This is a genomic window from Enterococcus sp. DIV1767 (assembly GCF_050542585.1).
GTDB lineage: Bacteria > Bacillota > Bacilli > Lactobacillales > Enterococcaceae > Enterococcus_D > Enterococcus_D innesii.
Genome location: NZ_CP172936.1, coordinates 2,330,893 through 2,349,401, shown reverse-complemented (window position 1 = coordinate 2,349,401; position 18,509 = coordinate 2,330,893). Strand labels below are relative to the sequence as shown.

Sequence of the window (18,509 nt, the reverse complement as noted above, 5' to 3'; positions counted from 1 at the left end):
CGCTATTTCCTCGTTGGGACAGGCACCCGCTGGATCATCTGTTTCATCAAATCTGAAAGGGTCTCCGTGCTAGCATGAACGCCGCCTTTCAGTAATAAACGATGACCGAAGACTGCTGGTAAAATTCGCTGCAAGTCTTGCGGCGTGACAAAGGTGCGGCCTTCCGTCAACGCTAGAGCTTTAGCGCCTTTTAAGAAGGCGATCCCACCACGTGGACTGATACCAAGGTCAATGGCATTGTGCTGTCGACTTGCTTGCACCAGCTGCAATGCATAACGTGCGACTTGCTCATCGACATATACGTCATCGACCATCGCTTTTAAAGCAGTCACTTCATCAGCATGTAAAATAGTTTGGATCTGATCCAAGCTTTGCTGTCGTTTTCCAGTCAAAAGGGCGAGCTCATCTTGAAAATCTGGGTAACCGATATGCAGGCGGAACAAAAAACGATCCAATTGGGCTTCGGGCAAGGGATACGTTCCTTCATATTCGATTGGGTTTTGGGTAGCTAACACAAAAAAGTGGGGGCTCAATGGGTACGTTTGATTGTCGATGGTGACATGATTTTCTGACATGGCTTCTAAAAGCGAGGCTTGCGTCCTTGGTGTGGTGCGGTTGATCTCATCTGCCAAGAGGACGGAGGTGAAGATCGGACCAGGACGAAACTCGAACTGGTGACTTTGGGAATTAAAAATCGAGACACCTAATATATCGTTAGGCAAAAGGTCAGGGGTAAACTGGACTCGCTTGTAGTCACTCTGAATGGCTTTTGCTAACGACTTGACCAACATTGTTTTCCCGACACCGGGAATATCTTCGAATAAAACGTGCCCGCCAGCAAGCAGCGCAGCTACGGTAAATTGGATCACATCTCGTTTGCCTAAAATCACTTTTTCCACTTCTGCGATCAAGGCATCAATTTTTTGTAATTCAGCGGTCATGAAACAACCTCCTTGCGTTCTTTTCTTCTATTGTAACGGTTTTCTAGAACTGTCGCAATTTTCGTGTAACAATTAAAGAAAATTTCAAGAATATTCTAAATAATGAAGAAAAATCAGTGTGACGGAAGACGTAACAAAAGCAGACCCCCGAATGGTTCATCAGGTGTCTGCTTTTCATGGAAATGATGGCCCCATTTGTTAAAGGGATGCGCGCAAAAGCTCAGCGGCGATCTGATCCGCCTGCCGTAAATTCCAAGCATCAGTTCCCGGCTGAGCAGTGGCAGCCGTCAGCCAGTGGATGCCTTCTGTGGGAATCCCAAAACAATAGAGGGTAGTGTAGGGGCGTTCATCTGGTCCAAGGACCTGATTGGTCTCAGGATCGATGGCGATAGCACCCGTCTCAAAAGGCTCCTCATTGGGGATCGGCAACTGGTGCGAGTGAATGATCCGATCGTTTAGCAGTTGCCGCAACAAGGAACTGTTGGTTCGACGAATCGCTGTCGATGGAATGCGGGCCTCAATTAGTTGCGTCGCGTGATAGCGTGTGTCGGGAAATCGCTTTGAATACGTACAATAAGCCTCCTCGATTTCAACAGTCATGTCAGGACCTAGTAAGGTCACCACTCCCGCTTCCATCAAGGCCACCAGTTCCTGCAGGCGCTGAACCGGCGGACCAATCGATAAGAAGCTGTTCAAGGGAACGAAAGACTGCCAAAAAAGTGTTTTCAGGTCTTGTGCTGGCATTAGCTGATGATCGAGAACAAACCGGATCGGGTCCCGCAGATCTTTGAAGACTTCCAAGGCACTGCTGATAGGTCCTGTTAGATTGCCTTTTTCGGCATCTTGGATTTGGGTACGTAATAGCGCAATGAAAAAGTCTTGCAACGACTGCTGCTTTTTCTGAGCAAAGGGATCGGCTAGTTGTTGCCATGACCACCACTCCGTCGTAGGAAGCTGCCATTTTTTTAGCAAGTCTTCAGATCCTTCCGTGGCAACAAAGGCGGTGGTAAAAGCGGCAAGCTGATCTTTGCCAAGCCATTGTTTTTCTGAAAGCAGCGTCTGATAATAGACGAGTTCTGCCTCTTTTTTTAAATAGAAGAGCAAGGTCTTGCCAGCAACCGTTTTGGCTGCTTGCCAAGCAGCGAGGCGTTCAGGGGTAAAAAAAACGGGCTTTCGCTGCTGGGTCGGTGTTTTTTGATTGCGGCCGCGAGGATGATACGGGACACCCCGCCGAGAACCGGCGATGATTTGCGGTTCTTCACCAGAAGGTTGATAGACGAGGGATCCATTGACTTTGACGAAGGTGCCGCCCCGACCGCTAGTCAAGCGGGTGACGTAATCGTAAAAGGCAAGTCCTAGTCCTCGTAAAATCACAGGTTCTCCGGCTTTTACAGCCGTTAGATCCGTATCTGCCGCATTGGCTGGCGGTGCATAAAACCAGCCATTTTTTTCGGCAGCATTCGCCAATTGTTGTTCTGCTGCTGACAGTTGGGCTTGTGAATGGCCTGTAGCTAAGACGACGGCATCAACAAGGAATGTTTGGTGAGCCGTCGTCAATTGGTAACGATTGTTGGAAAGCGGTGTCAAGGAGCTGACCCTATCTGACAGATGGTTGACGGTAATGGATTCAGGTAGCGCTATTAACAACTGCTGATAAAACCACTGCTGATAGAGTCCATATAACGCCCGTGAGCAATGCCCGTTAGGATCAAGTGAATCAAGTGCTGTGCATTCCGCAACGAGCTCAGGGGCATGCGTGGCTGCGAAATGTTTCCCTTCTGTCACTGCCCATTCGTATAAGGTAGGTCCTTTGACCACGGGGCCGCCGGTGCTTAATGTGTCATCCGTGAAAAGGGTGACTTGACTGGTCACAGAATTCAATAGCAGATCTGCCGATTGGTCCGTGCGCCAAACTGCCCCAGGAAGAAAGGGATCAAACAGCAGCAAGTCGATGGCTTGTTTGTTTTGTTTGCTATGAGCAATCAGTCGTTCGGAAAGTGAAAGTCCACGAGGACCAGCACCAATGATCGCTATTTTCATATCACACCGCCTCAATTATTCTATGGTCTTTGTGTCGTCAACGAGCTAAGTCAAAAGGTGTCCTGCGGAAAATCAGCCAGTGCATGCCTAGCACCATGGCTTCCTCGATAGCATCGATATAATGGAAAGCGGGCTGATTGGGTTGTTGCTGCAGCAATGGATTTTTTTGGATCGCGTCTAAGAGATCGGTTTTTACCGCATCACTGCTGGCTAAAATGATACAGTGGGGGGCAAAAGCTGCATTGTAAAATGGCAGTAAGCTTGCCAGGCGCTGGACCAAAGCCCTGCGGTCTTGCGGTACCCCTTGATCTAAGTAGCCGGGCAAAAATTTTGCCTCTCCCGCTAGGGCATCTTTCCCTTCTAAAAGCGCACCATTGACCAGGAGCGTGATACCAGGCATGCTTTTTTCGGGATTGTACATGCCGACGATGGTTTGCTGCAAGGAGATCTGTTGGGCGATGCAATAGCCGATCGTTAAAATATGGGCATCGTTTTGACAGTAGAAGGGCAGGGCAGTGACCTCTGCCACGAGGGCTGCCAGGTGCCAGCCATTGAATTTTTCATACCAGCTGGAAGTCACGGTTCCTCCACTGATTTTTCCTGGTAAAAAGAGGGCGATCTGTTCTACAGAGGGAAATAATGCCAGCTCGTTCGTTACACATTCTTGAAAGCGGTGAGGGGCGACATCAGGAAAGGGCTGGTCGTGTTTCGCCAAAACCTTCCCCTTGCGGTCGATCAGCATGGACCAAAGAGCCAAGGAACCATCGTGATCGATAAAGCTAAGCAAAAGAGAATGGCCTCGGTCTTGGTTTAGCTGATAGGTCACAGCAGGCCGCCCTAGCTCTTTTTGCTCCAGTGGACCTTTAGTGATTTCCCCCTCTGTTAACAATTCTTTTAATAATGAGTTAGTGGTGACCATGCTGATGCCGGTTTTCTTCACTAAATCGGAGGCGAATAATGCCCCGTTTTGAAATAAGGTTTTTAAAACCAGCTGTTTGTTTTGCTGGCGAATGGAATGGGTGGTAGAAGCCATAGGTGTTCTCCTTAATGAAGTGATTTAATTAAGTATACCGACGGGATGAAACGATGTAAAGTTTTTAAAAGACTGACTTGACGGAAAACTTGAAAATAAGTATACTTAATTAATAATATTAATTAAGTAATCCGCAATGCAGAGGACACGAGGTAGAGGGGAAGAGAAACGTATGATCAAATTAGTCATCACAGATTTAGACGGCACATTTTTGAACAGCCAAGGCAGTTTTGATCGGCCTTATTATCAACAAGTCAGCCAACAAATGAAAGAATCGGGGGTTGCTTTTGCGGCGTGTACCGGCAAACAGTGTGAACGAGTGGAAGAACTGTTTGGTGAAGCAGCAGCGGATGTTTGGATTCTTGGGGATAGCGCGACCCGCATCAAACATCAAGGCGAATACATCTTTGAATCACTGCTGCCAAACGAATTAGGGCGGCGGATCATTGCGAAGCTCGCTGCGATTGCGCCAGATCATGTGATCATCGCCTGTACACCGACTGCGGCGTACATTGCTGAAACGACCAATGAAGCAGATGCCCAGAAAGTGCGTGGCTCTTACCGGGTGGTCAAAACGGTGGCGGATTATCAAACCATCACAGAAGATTTTGTGAAGCTCACTATTTTTGATCCAAAACTACGTTGCTTTGAGCATGTTCAACAGTTAAGCGAGTTTACAAACGACGCCTACATCGTGGCTTCGGAAGCCGCTTGGATCGATATCACCAATCAAGGCGTCCACAAAGGAACGACTGTGGCACACTTGCAAGAATTGCTGCACGTCACACCAGAGGAGACAATGGTTTTCGGTGATGGCTTGAACGATTTGGAGTTGATGGCAGCTGGCACGTTTAGTTTCGCCATGAGCAATGCCTTTGAGGAAGTCAAGGCAGCGGCAGCATTTGTGACCAAATCAAACGATGAAAATGGTGTGCTGAAAACTATCGAACGTCTGTTACCGCTACAAATGAACCAATAAAAAAAACGCTCCATAGCAGGGACAGCGTGCACTTTCATTTGACTGAAAGTAGACTGCTGCCTGTTGCTAAGGAGCGGTTTTTTCGTTATGCATGTGGTTGACTGACGCTATAAGGATAAGCATCGGCTGACCACTCTTTGCTGCGAGGGACGATACCTAGCTGGAAGTTCAATGTACCACCGGCAGTCAATTCTTGGTGGGTGAAAAACAATCGCTCGAAGGGTTCTTCGTTCAATTTAATTTTATCCACGAAGAGCTGTTGCGGCGCATTGGGCGTGCTCTTGATCACTAAGTCTTTGCCTGAAGCAAGATGTAGTGTTGCTTGATCAAATAATGGCATGCCAATGACATATTCGCCTGTCCCCGGTGTGACTGGATAAAAGCCCAAGGAGTTGAAGATGTACCAACCAGCCATGCTGCCGTTGTCTTCATCGCCAGGAAAGCCTTTTGGTGAGTCATTGAAGCATTGTGTCAATAGCTGCTTGATCAAGGGCTGGGCCATTTCTGGTTTGCCCAAATAGCTGAATAGATACGGATAGTGGAAGCTTGGCTGATTGGAGATCGCCAGCTGACCAAAATCGAGTGCGGCCATCTCACTCATTTCATGGATCTCAAAGCCGTAGCCTTCTGTCGTATAGCGAGGTTCTTGATTGCACAAGTCGATCAGTTTTGCTTCAAAGGCCGCTTTGCCGCCATGTTCGGCGATCAAACCAGCGAAATCATGGTAAACAGCAAAACTGCTTTGCCACGCACTGCCTTCTGCATAATCCAAGCCCCAGCGTATGTCACTAAATTCTGGACGAAAGGCACCATCGGGATCTTTTGCCCGCATAAAGCCAGTTTCCTGATCGAAAATGTTGCGGTAGTTTTGCGATTGCTGCTGATAATAGTCTGCTTGCTCGTCACCCAGCTGTTGCGCGACTTGTGAAATACAAAAATCACTGTAACAATAATCAAGGGTGTGATTGACCGATTCATGATGCGTCAATGGCACATACCCGTAAGTCAAATAGTCCGTTGTGCCACGCCGACCATAATTGGGATTTTCACTTTGGACGGTGGCGCCTTTTTTCATCGCTGCTAAAAATTCGGGCATCAAATCGGGACGAATGCCTTTTACTGCGGCATCAGCGATCACGGCATCGATCAGCGTCCCTGGCATCAATCCACGCTCATCGGGTGATAGCCATTTCGGTAAAAAGCCGCTTTCGCGATAACTGTTCAAAAAGCCTTCCAGCATGTCTTCCAATTGTTCGACGGCCAAGAGTGAAAAGAGCGGGTAGACAGTTTTATACGTATCCCAAAAGCCGTTGTTTGTGTACAGTGGTCCTGGTTTGATTGCTTTTGCCAAGGTATCCCAATGCATTTTGCGGCCCTCTTGATCGATTTCGAAGAAGGTTTGAGGAAACAAGAATAAGCGATAAAAATTATGATAAAAAGTAGAAACTTGTGTTTGATCGTGATGCTCAATCTCGATTTTTTGCAAAAAATGATTCCATTGCTGTTGGACAGAAGCCAGATAATCGGCAGGAGCCCATTGCTGTTCCCGCTGCAAGTTTAAGCAAGCTTGTTCGCGACTGAGAAACGAGGTCGCAAAACGGATCGTCTGTGTTTGGCAATCATCAAAGCGGAGAACGACGAAGGCTTCTTTGCCTGTCAAGGCACCATCGATCGCCGTGATGGGTGTTTCGAAACGGTAGACGAAATGGAAGGTGAAGCGTTCATCTTCGCACCCGGAAAATACGATCAGTTGACCAGCCACTGTCTGTTCGTCCAACTGTTCTAAGACATAGTCACCCGGCAGCGACAAGCCAAGACCCGGCTGATCCCCGCCGTTTTCAATGGTCAGCACACCGCCATACATACTGGGGATCAAAGTCGTTGTTGTTAAATACCGCTGTGTCTTGATTTTAAGAAAGGCTGGATTAAAGGTGCTTTCTTCAGGACGATACGAGCTTTGCGCATGGAAAAGGGTATTTTCAGAAAGCGTGCCGTTTATCGGCAGCATCGTCAGATGGCTGAAATCCCCCATCCAAGGGCTAGGCTGATGGGTGATGCGAAAGCCCTGAAAGGTTCGATCTTCTGGATGAAACCACCAACTGCCGCGTTGATCACTGGCTTGCGGGGCAAAGTAGTTCATGCCAAAAGGAACCCCTGTATAAGGCAGGCAGTTGCCATGGGAAAAACTATATTGGTTGTCTGTTCCGTGTCGTGTGTCGATCATTGATACGTTCACTTGGTTCACTCCTTTAATTGGGTTGATTCTCTTTTGATCAAAGAAACCGCCACTAAATGGGTGGTCGTCTCCGTTGGTACTGGGGTTGCTGCCTTCGCAGCGTTGATTTTCTCAATCACTTGCTTTCCTGCCAAGCGCCCCATCTCCGCAAAATTCTGCCCGATGGTCGTTAGGGCTGGATCAACGAGGGCAGCGGCTTGGATATTATCGAAACCAACCAGGGAAATGTTGGTAGGGACATGCAGATCTGTTTGGCGCAATGCCCGCATCAATTCGATGGCGATCAAGTCATTTTCACAGACAGCTGCCGTGACCTGATGTTCTTCCAGGTAGTCAAGCGCATTTGCGATGCTGGCAGCCGTGTCGTCTAGCTTGGTGCGAAAGGTTCTTTGGGCTTTTTTCAGCGCATCGATGTAACCTAGATAACGCTGACGGACGGATTGTGGATGATGGGTATCACCAAAAATATAAGCGATCCGTTGATGCCCCAACGCAAGTAAATGCTCCGTAGCTAGCTGTCCACCTTGAAAGTTATCTGGCATGACCGCTGGAAATTCAAACTCATGCAACTTTTTATCTAAGGTCACGATAGGAAAGTGCTTTTCAGCACATTCGAACAGCAAGTCATAGTAAGAAAACGTATTGCTAGCGTAATAGATCAGGCCGTCGAATTCTTGCATCAGCTCAGCTGCCGTCGTTTTTTTCAAATAATCCACTGGTGTCATCAATAGTTCAAAGCCGTGTTCTTGCATCACTGGGTAAATGCCTTCGGTAAAGTTTCCTAAAGAAAGATCATTGGCAAAGGGCAAGACAAACAAAATTCGTCCAGTCGCTTTTTTTTCCTTCAATTCCCGGACAAAGCTGCCGCTGCCTTGCACGCGATAGATCAGCTGATTTTGTTCCAGTTCCGTCAAGGCTCTTTTAGAGGTGATCCGACTGACTTGGTATTGTTCAGATAGTTCTTTTTCAGTAGGAACACGACTGCCCGGAGCCAAACGGCCTTCAATGATGGCTTCGTGAAGTTCCGCGTAAATTTTTTTATATAATGGTTGTTTCATAAGAAAACCCCTTTTGATATATCATATTTGTTAGCATACCATAAACCAATAAAAATGAAAACCCTTTAATTATTTTGAAAAAGCGCTAGACATTCACATGATTCATGATATACTAGGTTCGTAAATTGATATATCAAATCAGGGAAGGTGATGGAATGGTTTATAAAGAAATACCAACTTCAGTAGCAACATTTATGGAAACGATTACGGATCTATGCGGAGAAACGCATGCCGATTGGGCGAAAAATTTTAACGCAGCTTTTGCCAATACACTATTAACGACGGTCAAGCGTCATGAGGATGGCACGACCTTTTTACTGACGGGGGATATTCCAGCGATGTGGCTGCGAGATTCCACTGCGCAAGTTCGTCCCTATTTAGTGATCGCCAAAGAAGACGAAGACTTAGCAAGCATGATCAGCGGGTTAGTCAAGAAGCAATTCTACTATATTACGATCGATCCTTATGCAAATGCCTTTAACGAATCAGCCAATGGTGCTGGCCACCAAACAGACGATACAGAAATGAACGATTGGATCTGGGAACGCAAATATGAGATCGACTCTTTGTGTTATCCGATCCAACTGGCCTATCTGCTATATAAAAACACAGGCAGAACCGATCAGTTCAATGATGATTTTGTAACAGGCATCAAAAAAGCCTTGGAGGTGTTTGTGACAGAACAAAACCATGCGGAATCCCCGTATCGCTTTGAACGGGATACCTGGCGAAAAGAAGATACCTTGACTCATGACGGCAAAGGAGCACCGGTGAAACCCGTTGGCTTGACTTGGTCAGGCTTTCGACCAAGTGATGATGCCTGCAAATACGGCTATTTGATTCCCTCCAATATGTTTGCGGTGGTGGTCTTAGGCTATATCCAAGAAATCTTTACGACGGTTTTAGAAGATGCAGCGATCGTGGCACAAGCAAAAAAATTACAAGCAGACATCGAAGCGGGCATCAAAGAGCATGGGTTGACCAAAAACCAAGCTGGCGAAGAAGTTTACGCCTATGAAGTGGATGGATTCGGCAATAGCACCCTGATGGATGACAGCAATGTGCCGAATTTGATCGCCGCTCCTTACTTGGGGTATGGCAGTATGGAAGATCCCCTTTATCTTCAGACCCGTAAAACGTTGTTAAGCAGTGAAAATCCGTATTTCTATGAAGGCAAATACGCCAAAGGCATTGGCAGCTCTCATACGCCAGAAAATTATGTGTGGCCGATCGCCATGGCAATGGAAGGGATGACCACCACTGACAAAGAAGAAAAGAAACGAATTTTGGATCAGTTAGTGGCGACAGATGCGGGTACCAATTTGATGCATGAAGGGTTCGATGTCGATGATCCTTCGCAATACACGAGAGAATGGTTCTCGTGGGCGAACATGATGTTTTGTGAATTGGTCATGGATTATTTCGATATCCGAGTGGAAAAATAAGCAGCACTACTCACCACCATTCGAGTGACACAAAAGCAGTCCAACGACGCAAACAGCGAGGAGTAAAAATCAATGAAGAAACAAGTTTATATCATCTCACACAGCCACTGGGATCGGGAGTGGTACATGCCTTACGAACAGCATCACATGCGGCTAGTTGAATTGATGGATGATCTTTTAGAATTAATTGAAAATGACCCTGAGTTCCACAGCTTCCATCTAGATGGACAGACGATCATCTTGGATGACTATTTAGAAGTGCGACCTGAAAAACGCGAAGCGGTCAAAGCGGCCATCCAACAAGGAAAATTACAGATCGGTCCGTTTTATATTTTGCAAGATGACTTTTTGATCAGTGCTGAATCAAACACCCGTAACATGCTGATTGGAATGGCAGAAAGCAAAAAGTGGGGCACCCCCGTTATGTTGGGGTATTTCCCAGATACTTTTGGTAATATGGGGCAAACCCCGCAAATGATGCTGCAAGCCAATCTTGAAAGTGCTGCATTTGGTCGTGGCGTCAAACCGATCGGCTTTGACAACGAAGTTTTACCCGATGATCAATTTACTTCCCAATATTCTGAAATGCATTGGGAAGGTCCAGATGGCAGTCAAATCTTTGGTCTACTCTTTGCCAACTGGTACTCCAATGGCAATGAGATTCCAGTGGATAAAGCAGAAGCCAAAGCCTTTTGGACGCAAAAACTGCAAGATGTAGAAAAATTTGGTGCCACCAATCATTATTTAATGATGAATGGGGTCGATCATCAACCCGTCCAAAAAGACATTTCGGCAGCGATTCATACAGCCAACGAGCTTTTCCCAGAGTATGAATTCAAGCACGCCAGCTTTACCGAATACCTTGAAGCAGTGCAAGCAGATCTGCCAGATGACCTAGGAACTGTTACAGGTGAATTGACCAGTCAAGAAACCGATGGTTGGTATACTTTAGCCAATACCGCCTCTTCCCGAGTCTATTTAAAACAATGGAATACAAAGGTTTCCCGCCAATTAGAAAATGTTGCGGAGCCATTAGCAACTATGGCTTATGAAGCAAGCGGCAGCTATCCTCACGATATGTTGGATCATGCGTGGAAAACTCTGATGCAAAATCATCCTCACGACAGCATCTGCGGCTGCTCAGTGGACGAGGTACACCGAGAAATGATGCCGCGATTTGAAAAAGCCAATGAAATCGGCAAGTTTGTGGCAGATGAAGCGTTACGCAATTTAGTAGCCGCCATCGACACGAGCCAGTTTCCTGAGGAGAGTCGCCCCTTCGTGGTCTTCAACACCACTGGCAGCACGCGTTCTGGTTTAGTGGAAGTGGTGATCGAACTTGAGCGTAAAACATTCCGTGAAGGATTGCCAAGCAAGCTTTACCACGAATTGTTGGCGAAGCCAAAAGGTTCATATTCGGTGATCGATGAACAGGGGAACCCTGTTGCTGCGATCATCAGTGAAGAAGAGGTGCTTTTTGACTATGAATTGCCTAAAGATGCCTTTCGGATTCCTTTCATGAAACGCTTTGTCACGGTCCAAGTAGAAGCAAACCAGTTGCCGGAATTTTCATGGCAGACCTTTGCCCTAGTGGAAAAAGCCGCTACGCCTGTAGAGAGTGCACCGATCGTTTCAGAAGGAGGGCGTAAACTTGCCAACGCACATTTGGAAGCCGTCATTACTGAAAACGGCAGCTTGACGATTACAGACAAAGCAACCCAAAAAACCTATCGCAATTTACTGGTTTTCGAGGATGTGGGGGATATCGCCAATGAGTACATTTTCAAACAACCAGAAGGAGATCAAGCAATCTTATCGACGCAATTTCCGCATCACGTGACGATCGAACAAAACGATCCGCTGGTGGGAGTCGTGCGACTGACGCAAGAATTACAGATTCCTGTTTCAGCAGATGACCGTTTGTTAGAAGAACAAAAAGCTGTCGTCGATTTCCGTTTCCGTAAGGCACAGCGGAGTCAAGAATTGGTTGCTTTCAAGATCGAGACGGAGATTCGCTTAGAACGAACCAGCAACCGCCTGGCATTTAAAACCACCGTCAACAACCAAAGCAAAGATCACCGACTGCGGGTGTTATTCCCAACAGGGATCACCACGGATTTCCATGAAGCTGACAGCATTTATGAAGTCGTAAAACGGCCAAATCAGGTTTCCAGTCATTGGGAAAACCCAACAAATCCGCAGCATCAGCACGCCTTTGTCAACTTGCATGATGAAACAGGTGGCATGACGGTTTCTAATTTTGGTTTGAACGAATATGAAATCGTGAAGGATCAGATCTGCTTGACCTTGTTGCGCTGTACGGGAGAGCTAGGCGATTGGGGCTACTTCCCAACACCAGAAGCGCAATGCTTAGGCAGCCACACCTTTGAATACGGCGTAGCCTGTCATGGGGCTCCTGAAGAACGTTATGAAACGTATCGCCAAGCACAAGCTGCCCAAGTTCCTTGGACGGCAAGTCAGACCGACAAGCATCAAGGCAAGCTAGCCAGCAGCAACCAATACATGGAAGCTCATGGATCGACGGTAGCTATCACCGCCTTAAAACGCAATCGCCAAGACCATCAGATCGTTTTGCGGGGCTATAATTTGGCGGATCAAGCCACTGCCTTTCACGTGCAAAAAGAGCAGGCGGCACTTTGTCTGTTGAATCTTTTAGAGGAAGAACAAGCATCGAGCGTCAATGAGCAATTACACCCATATGAAATTCGTACCATTGGAGTAAAGGAGTGAGAAATGATGGTTTACGGAGGAATTGAAGCCGGCGGCACAAAAATGATTTGTGCCGTTGCCGATGACCAGCTGACGATCATCGCCCAAGAGTCGATCCCAACGACAACACCAGAGGAAACGTTAGCGGCGATCTTTGCCTTTTTCGATCCCTACGATCTCGTGTCATTAGGGGTCGGTTCCTTTGGTCCGATCGGGATCGATCCAACCCAAGCGACCTATGGCCACATACTAGCCACGCCAAAAAAGGGCTGGCAGCAGTTCGATTTTCTCGGTGCATTGAAGAAGCGCTACCCAGAGACAGCATTTGCTTGGACAACAGATGTCAATGCTGCCGCTTATGGGGAATTACGCCAAGGAGCGGCGCAAGGCAAAGACAGCTGTGTCTATTTGACGGTAGGGACCGGCATTGGCGCCGGGGTCGTTCGTGAAGGAAAGATTTTCGAAGGGATCGGTCATCCAGAAATCGGTCATACCTATGTCAAACGCCACAGTGAAGATACGTATGAGGGTACTTGCCCCTATCACGGCGACTGTCTGGAAGGATTAGCCGCAGGGCCTTCTTTAGAAGGACGTACGGGGATCAAAGGACAAGACTTGCCGCAAGATCACGAGATTTGGGGGTTGCAAGCCTTTTATCTAGGGCAAGCGCTGGTCAATATCACGTTGACCTTAGCACCTGAGAAAATCATTTTAGGCGGCGGGGTCATGAATCAGCCGCATCTACTCGCTCAAATCCAACAATCCTTCCAAAAACAAATGGCAGGCTATATGGAGACACCACCAGTGGAAGACTACATCGTCACTTGGGGCTTGCCGAACAAAAGCGGGATTATCGGCTGTCTCTTGTTAGGCAAAGAGCAGGTGACTGCCCATGACTAACCTGCATTTTCCTAAAGATTTTTGGTGGGGAGCCGCCGCCAGCGGTCCGCAAACTGAAGGACGAACGGCCGATGATGGCAAAGGCGATTCGATTTGGGACTATTGGTACGCAACGGAGCCAGAACGTTTTTATCAAAAACGGGGACCAAAAGATACCGTCCAGCTGCTGCAGCGTTACCCAGAAGATGTGGCGTTGATGAAAGAGATCGGCTTTAATTCTTTTCGAACCTCGATCCAGTGGAGTCGCTTGCTGCCAGAAGGAAGAGGAGCGGTCAATCAACAAGCGGTGGCGTTTTATCGCGAGTACTTCGCCACTTTGATCGAAAATGGCATCGAGCCTTTCATCAATTTGTATCATTTTGATATGCCGATGGCACTGCAAAAAGAAGGCGGCTGGCTCAATCGCGAGACTGTCACAGCATTTGCAGATTATGCTGCTTTGTGTTTTGAGTTGTTCGGTGATCAAGTCCGTCATTGGTTCACACAAAATGAACCGATCGTGCCAGTGGAGATGGGGTATTTGTATCAACAGCATTACCCAGCAGAAATCAACTTGGCACATGCGGTGCAAGTCGGCTACCATGAAGCACTCGCCAGCGCCTTAGCGATCCAACGCTTCCGTCAGTCTCAGCAACCAGGCGAAATCGGCATCATCTTGAATTTGACACCGACTTATCCGAAAGATCCGAACGATGAAAAAGATGGCCAAGCGGCGCAACTGGCAGATGCCTTTTTTAACCGATCCTTCTTAGATCCAGCGGTCAAAGGCACCTTTCCGGAAGAATTGATCGCTGTCTTAAACGAGTTGGCGATCATGCCAGAAACCAGAGCCGAAGATTTGCAGATCATTAAAGAAAACACGGTCGATCTCTTGGGGGTCAACTATTATCAGCCACGGCGGGTGCAGCAAAAGCATTCTGCCAAAACAGCGGACACTCCAATGCCGGAAGATTACTTCGATGTTTATGATTGGCCAGAAAAGAAAATCAATCCCCATCGAGGCTGGGAGATCTATGAGCGAGGTATTTATGATACCTTGATCAACCTGCGAGACAACTACGGCAATATCCCTTGTTATATTTCAGAAAACGGCATGGGAGTCGAAGATGAAACACGCTTTATCGATGCCAGCGGTCAGATCCAAGATGAGTACCGCATCACCTTTATCAAAGATCATTTGCGGTATGTTCACCAAGCAATCCAAGAAGGCAGCCAGTGCCGCGGGTATCACATGTGGACCTGTATGGACAATTGGTCTTGGCTGAATGAATTCAAAAATCGTTACGGATTTATTGCCGTCGATTTGGCTACCCAAAAACGCACCATCAAAAAGTCCGGTGAGTGGTTCCACGAAGTGATTCTACAAAACGGCTTTGTCGACTGAACATTCATAAAAAACAACTCAATGAAGCGTCCTATCTTGCAAAAGGTAGGACGTTTTTCTGGTTTTTAGAGAATAAAAACAAAATATAAACAAAGACCTTTAATTTGTTTCATTTTATCTTTAGTTTGTTCCTTATTTTTTAGGGATGAAAGCGTTATTCTAGTAGCATGAAGGAGATGATGAGATGTGAAGAAAAAGGGGTTTTGGAGGAATGTCTGGCAATACAAAGCGTTAATATTGATGGCTTTGCCAGGTGTTGTCTGGTTTATCTTTTTTTTCTATATACCTGTATTCGCAAATGTGGTGGCGTTCAAAGATTTCCACATTTCACCAGACGGCTTTTTTGCCAGTTTGAAACAAAGCCCATGGGTCGGCTTTGATAACTTTAAATTTTTATTTGCATCCAATGATGCTTGGCTGATCACTAGAAATACGCTACTCTACAATATCGTATTTTTAGCATTCAACCTATTCTTTGCGATTGCCTTTGCCATTATAATGAGTGAGCTACGCAATAAGCGTTTGGTAAAAGTTTATCACACGATGTCACTGTTGCCGTACTTCCTTTCTTGGGTGGTTATTTCGTACTTTGTCTATGCCTTTTTGAGTCCAGACAAAGGGATCATCAACCAATGGATCACGGGTATGGGCGGTGAAGGAATCAACTGGTATGCTGACCCGAAATGGTGGCCGTTTATTTTCGTCTTTATGAATGTCTGGAAGAGCTTAGGCTACAACAGCATTATCTATTATGCGTCAGTGGTCGGGATCGATCAGACGTATTACGAAGCCGCGATGGTCGATGGCGCCAGCAAATGGCAGCAGATCAAAAATGTGACACTGCCACAACTGATTCCAATGATTTCCGTCTTGTTGATTTTGAATATCGGTGGGATCTTCCGTGCCGACTTCGGACTTTTCTATCAAGTCCCACGAAACTCTGGGGCATTGTACCAAGTCACCTCCGTTTTAGATACGTACATTTATAATGGACTGACTGCCACAGGCGACTTCGGGATGACCGCAGCTGCCGGCCTTTATCAATCAGTGGTTGGGGCATTATTATTACTAACAGCGAATTTGGTTGTTCGTAAACTAGAACCAGATTCAGCATTATTCTAAGGAGGATGGATAAATGAAGAAAAAAGTAACGAAAGTCGAGATCCGCTCCTTTAACCCAACGGTCAACCTGATTTTTAATATCGTGATTGGTTTGTTCGCGATTTCCTGTGTCTTGCCGTTTCTCTTTGTGATTGCGATCTCATTGACCAGTGAAACCTCTTTGGCAGAAAACGGCTATCGTTTTTGGCCACAAGAATTTTCCTTCGCAGCGTATACCTATTTGTTTAGCGGACAAATGAGCAGCAAAATTTTCCAAGCATTTGGCGTATCTATTTTTATCACTGTTTTTGGTACCTTCGTCAATGCAACGATGACTTCGCTCTATGCCTATGTCATCTCTCGCTCAAATTTTCCATTCCGTCGGTTCTTTACGATCTTCGCTTTGATCACCATGTTGTTTGCGCCAGGGATGGTTGCCAATTACTTAGTGATGGTCAACTTGATCCAATTGAAAGACACGATTTGGGCATTGATTTTACCCCTTGCCTTAGGGCCTTTTAATATCCTTGTTATGCGGACCTTCTTTAAAAAGACGGTACCAGATAGTATTATAGAATCTGCGCGCATCGACGGTGCCAGCGAAATGAAGATTTTTCTATCCATCGTGTTGCCCTTAGCGGTTCCAGGGATCGCGACGATCAGTCTATTTGCCGCTCTTGGCTATTGGAACGACTGGTTCAATGCATTGTTGTATATTCAAAAAGACTCTTTAGTGCCGTTACAAGCACTTTTGATGCGGATTCAAAGCAACTTGGACTATCTAGCCAAAAGCTCCGGCATGGCTGCCCAGATCCAAGGCGGTTTGGCCGCTTTGCCAAGCGAAACTGCTCGCATGGCAATCGTTGTTGTTGCAACCTTACCGATTGCGATCACCTATCCATTCTTCCAACGGTATTTTGTCGGTGGTCTGACAATTGGTGGCGTCAAAGAATAATCAAATAAGTATAGGGAGGAAACAAAAATGAATTTGTGGAAAAAAACAGCTTTTGCTGGGATGGCCGCAGCGGCAACTTTGGGAATGGCTGCCTGTGGGTCGAACGGCGCAACATCCGATTCAGAAAACAATGCAGACGGCGTAACGACTTTATTGATGTATCAAGTCGGGGACAAGCCAGAAAACTTTGATCAATTGATGGAGATCGCCAATAAACGCATTGAAGAAAAAACCAACGCTCGCATCGATCTGCAGTACATCGGCTGGGGAGACTGGGATCAAAAAATGAGCACCATCATTTCATCGGGTGAAAACTACGATATTTCCTTTGCCTCAAATTACGTTGCGAATGCGCAAAAAGGCGCGTATGCAGATTTGACGGAGTTAGCACCAAAATATGCCAAAGAAGCGTATGATCAATTAGACGAATCTTATATCAAAGGCAATACGATCGACGGAAAATTATATGCCTTTCCAGTCAATGGCAATATTTATGCCCAACAAGTCTTGACCTTCAATAAACAATATTTAGACAAATATGATTTGGATATCAGCGGGATCGAATCTTATGCAGATGCCGAAGACGTGTTGAAGAAGTTTAAAGAAGAAGAACCAAACATCGCACCGTTTGCGATCGGACAAACCTTTAATGTTTCTGGAAACTATGATTATGTGATCGGGAAAGATTACCCATTTGCTGTCAAATTGGATGGCGATACAACGAAGATCATCAATCAATACGAAGATGATGAACAAATGGAAAACTTGAAATTGATGCACAAATGGTACAACGAAGGCTTGATCCCAACCGATGCAGCCACCAATACAACTGGTTACCCATTAGAAGGCAACACATGGTTCATGCGTGAAGAAACTCAAGGACCAATGGATTATGGCGATACGATCTTAAGCAATGCCGCAGGTCATGAATTGGTTTCACGTCCAATCACGAAACAATTAAAATCAACCGGACAAGCGCAAATGGCAAACTTTGTCGTAGCGAATGTTTCGAAAAACAAAGAAAAAGCAGTGGAAGTGTTGGGCTTGTTGAACAGCGATCCTGAATTGTTGAATGGATTGGTTTGGGGTGTCGAAGGTGAAGCATGGGAAAAAATCGAAGGCCAAGACAACAAAATCCGTCTCCTTGATGGCTACTTGCCAAATACCCGGATGGCTGCTTGGAACACTGGGAACAACATGATCCTTTACACACAAGAATCCATCACAGACGATATGATCAAAGAGCGTGATGAAAACATTGCTAACGCGGAAGCATCACCAATCTTAGGGTTCAACTTCAAGACTGATAATGTGAAAACAGAAATCACGAATATCGCCAATGTCATGAACCGTTACAAAGCAAGTTTAGCAACCGGAACGATCGATCCAGAAGAAAATGTTCCGAAACTAAACGAAGAATTAAAAACCGCTGGCTGGGAGAAGGTCCGCGATGAAATGCAAAAACAATTTGATGAGTACCGTGCAAGCCAAGAATAAGCGACAGGTGGTTCTCACAAATCAATAGATCAAGCAAGCCGGAGGCTAAACGCATCAGGACCAATGGTTCCCACGTCTAGCTTCTGGCTGCTTTTTCTTTTAAGTGAATAGAGGGATTTTGTTCAAAAAACGCAACTTTTATTTTTTCGCTTTTTAATCTCAAGCATGTTGCATCTAAAACGTACATAGCATTAAAAGATTCTCAGGTAG

General features: G+C 46.3%; 13 protein-coding genes. 8 read left to right on the top strand and 5 right to left on the bottom strand.

What is annotated here, in order from left to right; translation table 11 throughout:
- Positions 1 to 2: 2 nt before the first annotated feature.
- The 3 genes from IGI78_RS11150 to IGI78_RS11140 form a co-directional block, all read right to left on the bottom strand.
- Complete coding sequence (locus IGI78_RS11150; RefSeq protein WP_077452765.1) at positions 3 to 941, bottom strand: AAA family ATPase; 939 nt, start codon at positions 939 to 941, stop codon at positions 3 to 5.
- A gap of 198 nt (positions 942 to 1,139) precedes the next feature.
- A complete protein-coding gene (locus IGI78_RS11145; protein ID WP_081118211.1) occupies positions 1,140 to 2,981 on the bottom strand; it encodes an FAD/NAD(P)-binding protein in 1,842 nt (613 codons plus the stop codon).
- A 37-nt stretch (positions 2,982 to 3,018) separates the two neighbouring features.
- The gene (locus tag IGI78_RS11140; protein WP_081118210.1) at positions 3,019 to 4,014 is read right to left on the bottom strand and encodes an ROK family protein; all 996 of its coding nucleotides are present in this window, start codon (positions 4,012 to 4,014) and stop codon (positions 3,019 to 3,021) included.
- Positions 4,015 to 4,186: 172 nt separating this feature from the next.
- Between IGI78_RS11140 and IGI78_RS11135 the strand changes: the two genes are divergently transcribed.
- On the top strand, positions 4,187 to 4,993 hold the full coding sequence (locus IGI78_RS11135) for a Cof-type HAD-IIB family hydrolase (protein ID WP_081118209.1): 807 nt from the start codon (positions 4,187 to 4,189) through the stop codon (positions 4,991 to 4,993).
- A gap of 85 nt (positions 4,994 to 5,078) precedes the next feature.
- Here the strand turns inward: IGI78_RS11135 and IGI78_RS11130 are convergent, their stop codons facing one another.
- Both IGI78_RS11130 and IGI78_RS11125 read right to left on the bottom strand, forming a co-directional pair.
- Complete coding sequence (locus IGI78_RS11130) at positions 5,079 to 7,229, bottom strand: GH92 family glycosyl hydrolase (protein WP_430618033.1); 2,151 nt, start codon at positions 7,227 to 7,229, stop codon at positions 5,079 to 5,081.
- Positions 7,230 to 7,234: 5 nt separating this feature from the next.
- Positions 7,235 to 8,287 (bottom strand): GntR family transcriptional regulator, encoded by a 1,053-nt coding sequence (locus tag IGI78_RS11125; RefSeq protein WP_430618032.1) that lies wholly within the window; start codon positions 8,285 to 8,287, stop codon positions 7,235 to 7,237.
- 155 nt (positions 8,288 to 8,442) lie between these two features.
- Between IGI78_RS11125 and IGI78_RS11120 the strand changes: the two genes are divergently transcribed.
- From IGI78_RS11120 to IGI78_RS11090, 7 genes are all read left to right on the top strand, one after another.
- Positions 8,443 to 9,732 (top strand): glycoside hydrolase family 125 protein, encoded by a 1,290-nt coding sequence (locus tag IGI78_RS11120; RefSeq protein ID WP_195264751.1) that lies wholly within the window; start codon positions 8,443 to 8,445, stop codon positions 9,730 to 9,732.
- Between the two features lie 72 nt (positions 9,733 to 9,804).
- Positions 9,805 to 12,483 carry an alpha-mannosidase gene (locus IGI78_RS11115; protein WP_288362925.1) on the top strand — a complete coding sequence of 893 codons (2,679 nt, stop codon included), beginning with the start codon at positions 9,805 to 9,807 and terminating at the stop codon, positions 12,481 to 12,483.
- A gap of 3 nt (positions 12,484 to 12,486) precedes the next feature.
- The gene (locus IGI78_RS11110; RefSeq protein WP_195264755.1) at positions 12,487 to 13,362 is read left to right on the top strand and encodes an ROK family protein; all 876 of its coding nucleotides are present in this window, start codon (positions 12,487 to 12,489) and stop codon (positions 13,360 to 13,362) included.
- On the top strand, positions 13,355 to 14,746 hold the full coding sequence (locus IGI78_RS11105; protein WP_195264757.1) for a glycoside hydrolase family 1 protein: 1,392 nt from the start codon (positions 13,355 to 13,357) through the stop codon (positions 14,744 to 14,746). The genes IGI78_RS11110 and IGI78_RS11105 overlap by 8 nt, the downstream gene beginning before the upstream one ends.
- Positions 14,747 to 14,986: 240 nt before the next feature.
- Positions 14,987 to 15,868 (top strand): ABC transporter permease, encoded by an 882-nt coding sequence (locus IGI78_RS11100; RefSeq protein ID WP_086294872.1) that lies wholly within the window; start codon positions 14,987 to 14,989, stop codon positions 15,866 to 15,868.
- A 13-nt stretch (positions 15,869 to 15,881) separates the two neighbouring features.
- Positions 15,882 to 16,802, top strand: coding sequence for a carbohydrate ABC transporter permease (locus IGI78_RS11095; protein ID WP_005225516.1), 921 nt, complete (start codon positions 15,882 to 15,884; stop codon positions 16,800 to 16,802).
- Positions 16,803 to 16,829: 27 nt separating this feature from the next.
- Positions 16,830 to 18,299, top strand: a complete 1,470-nt coding sequence (locus IGI78_RS11090) for an ABC transporter substrate-binding protein (RefSeq protein WP_016613578.1) — start codon at positions 16,830 to 16,832, stop codon at positions 18,297 to 18,299.
- Positions 18,300 to 18,509: the final 210 nt, after the last annotated feature.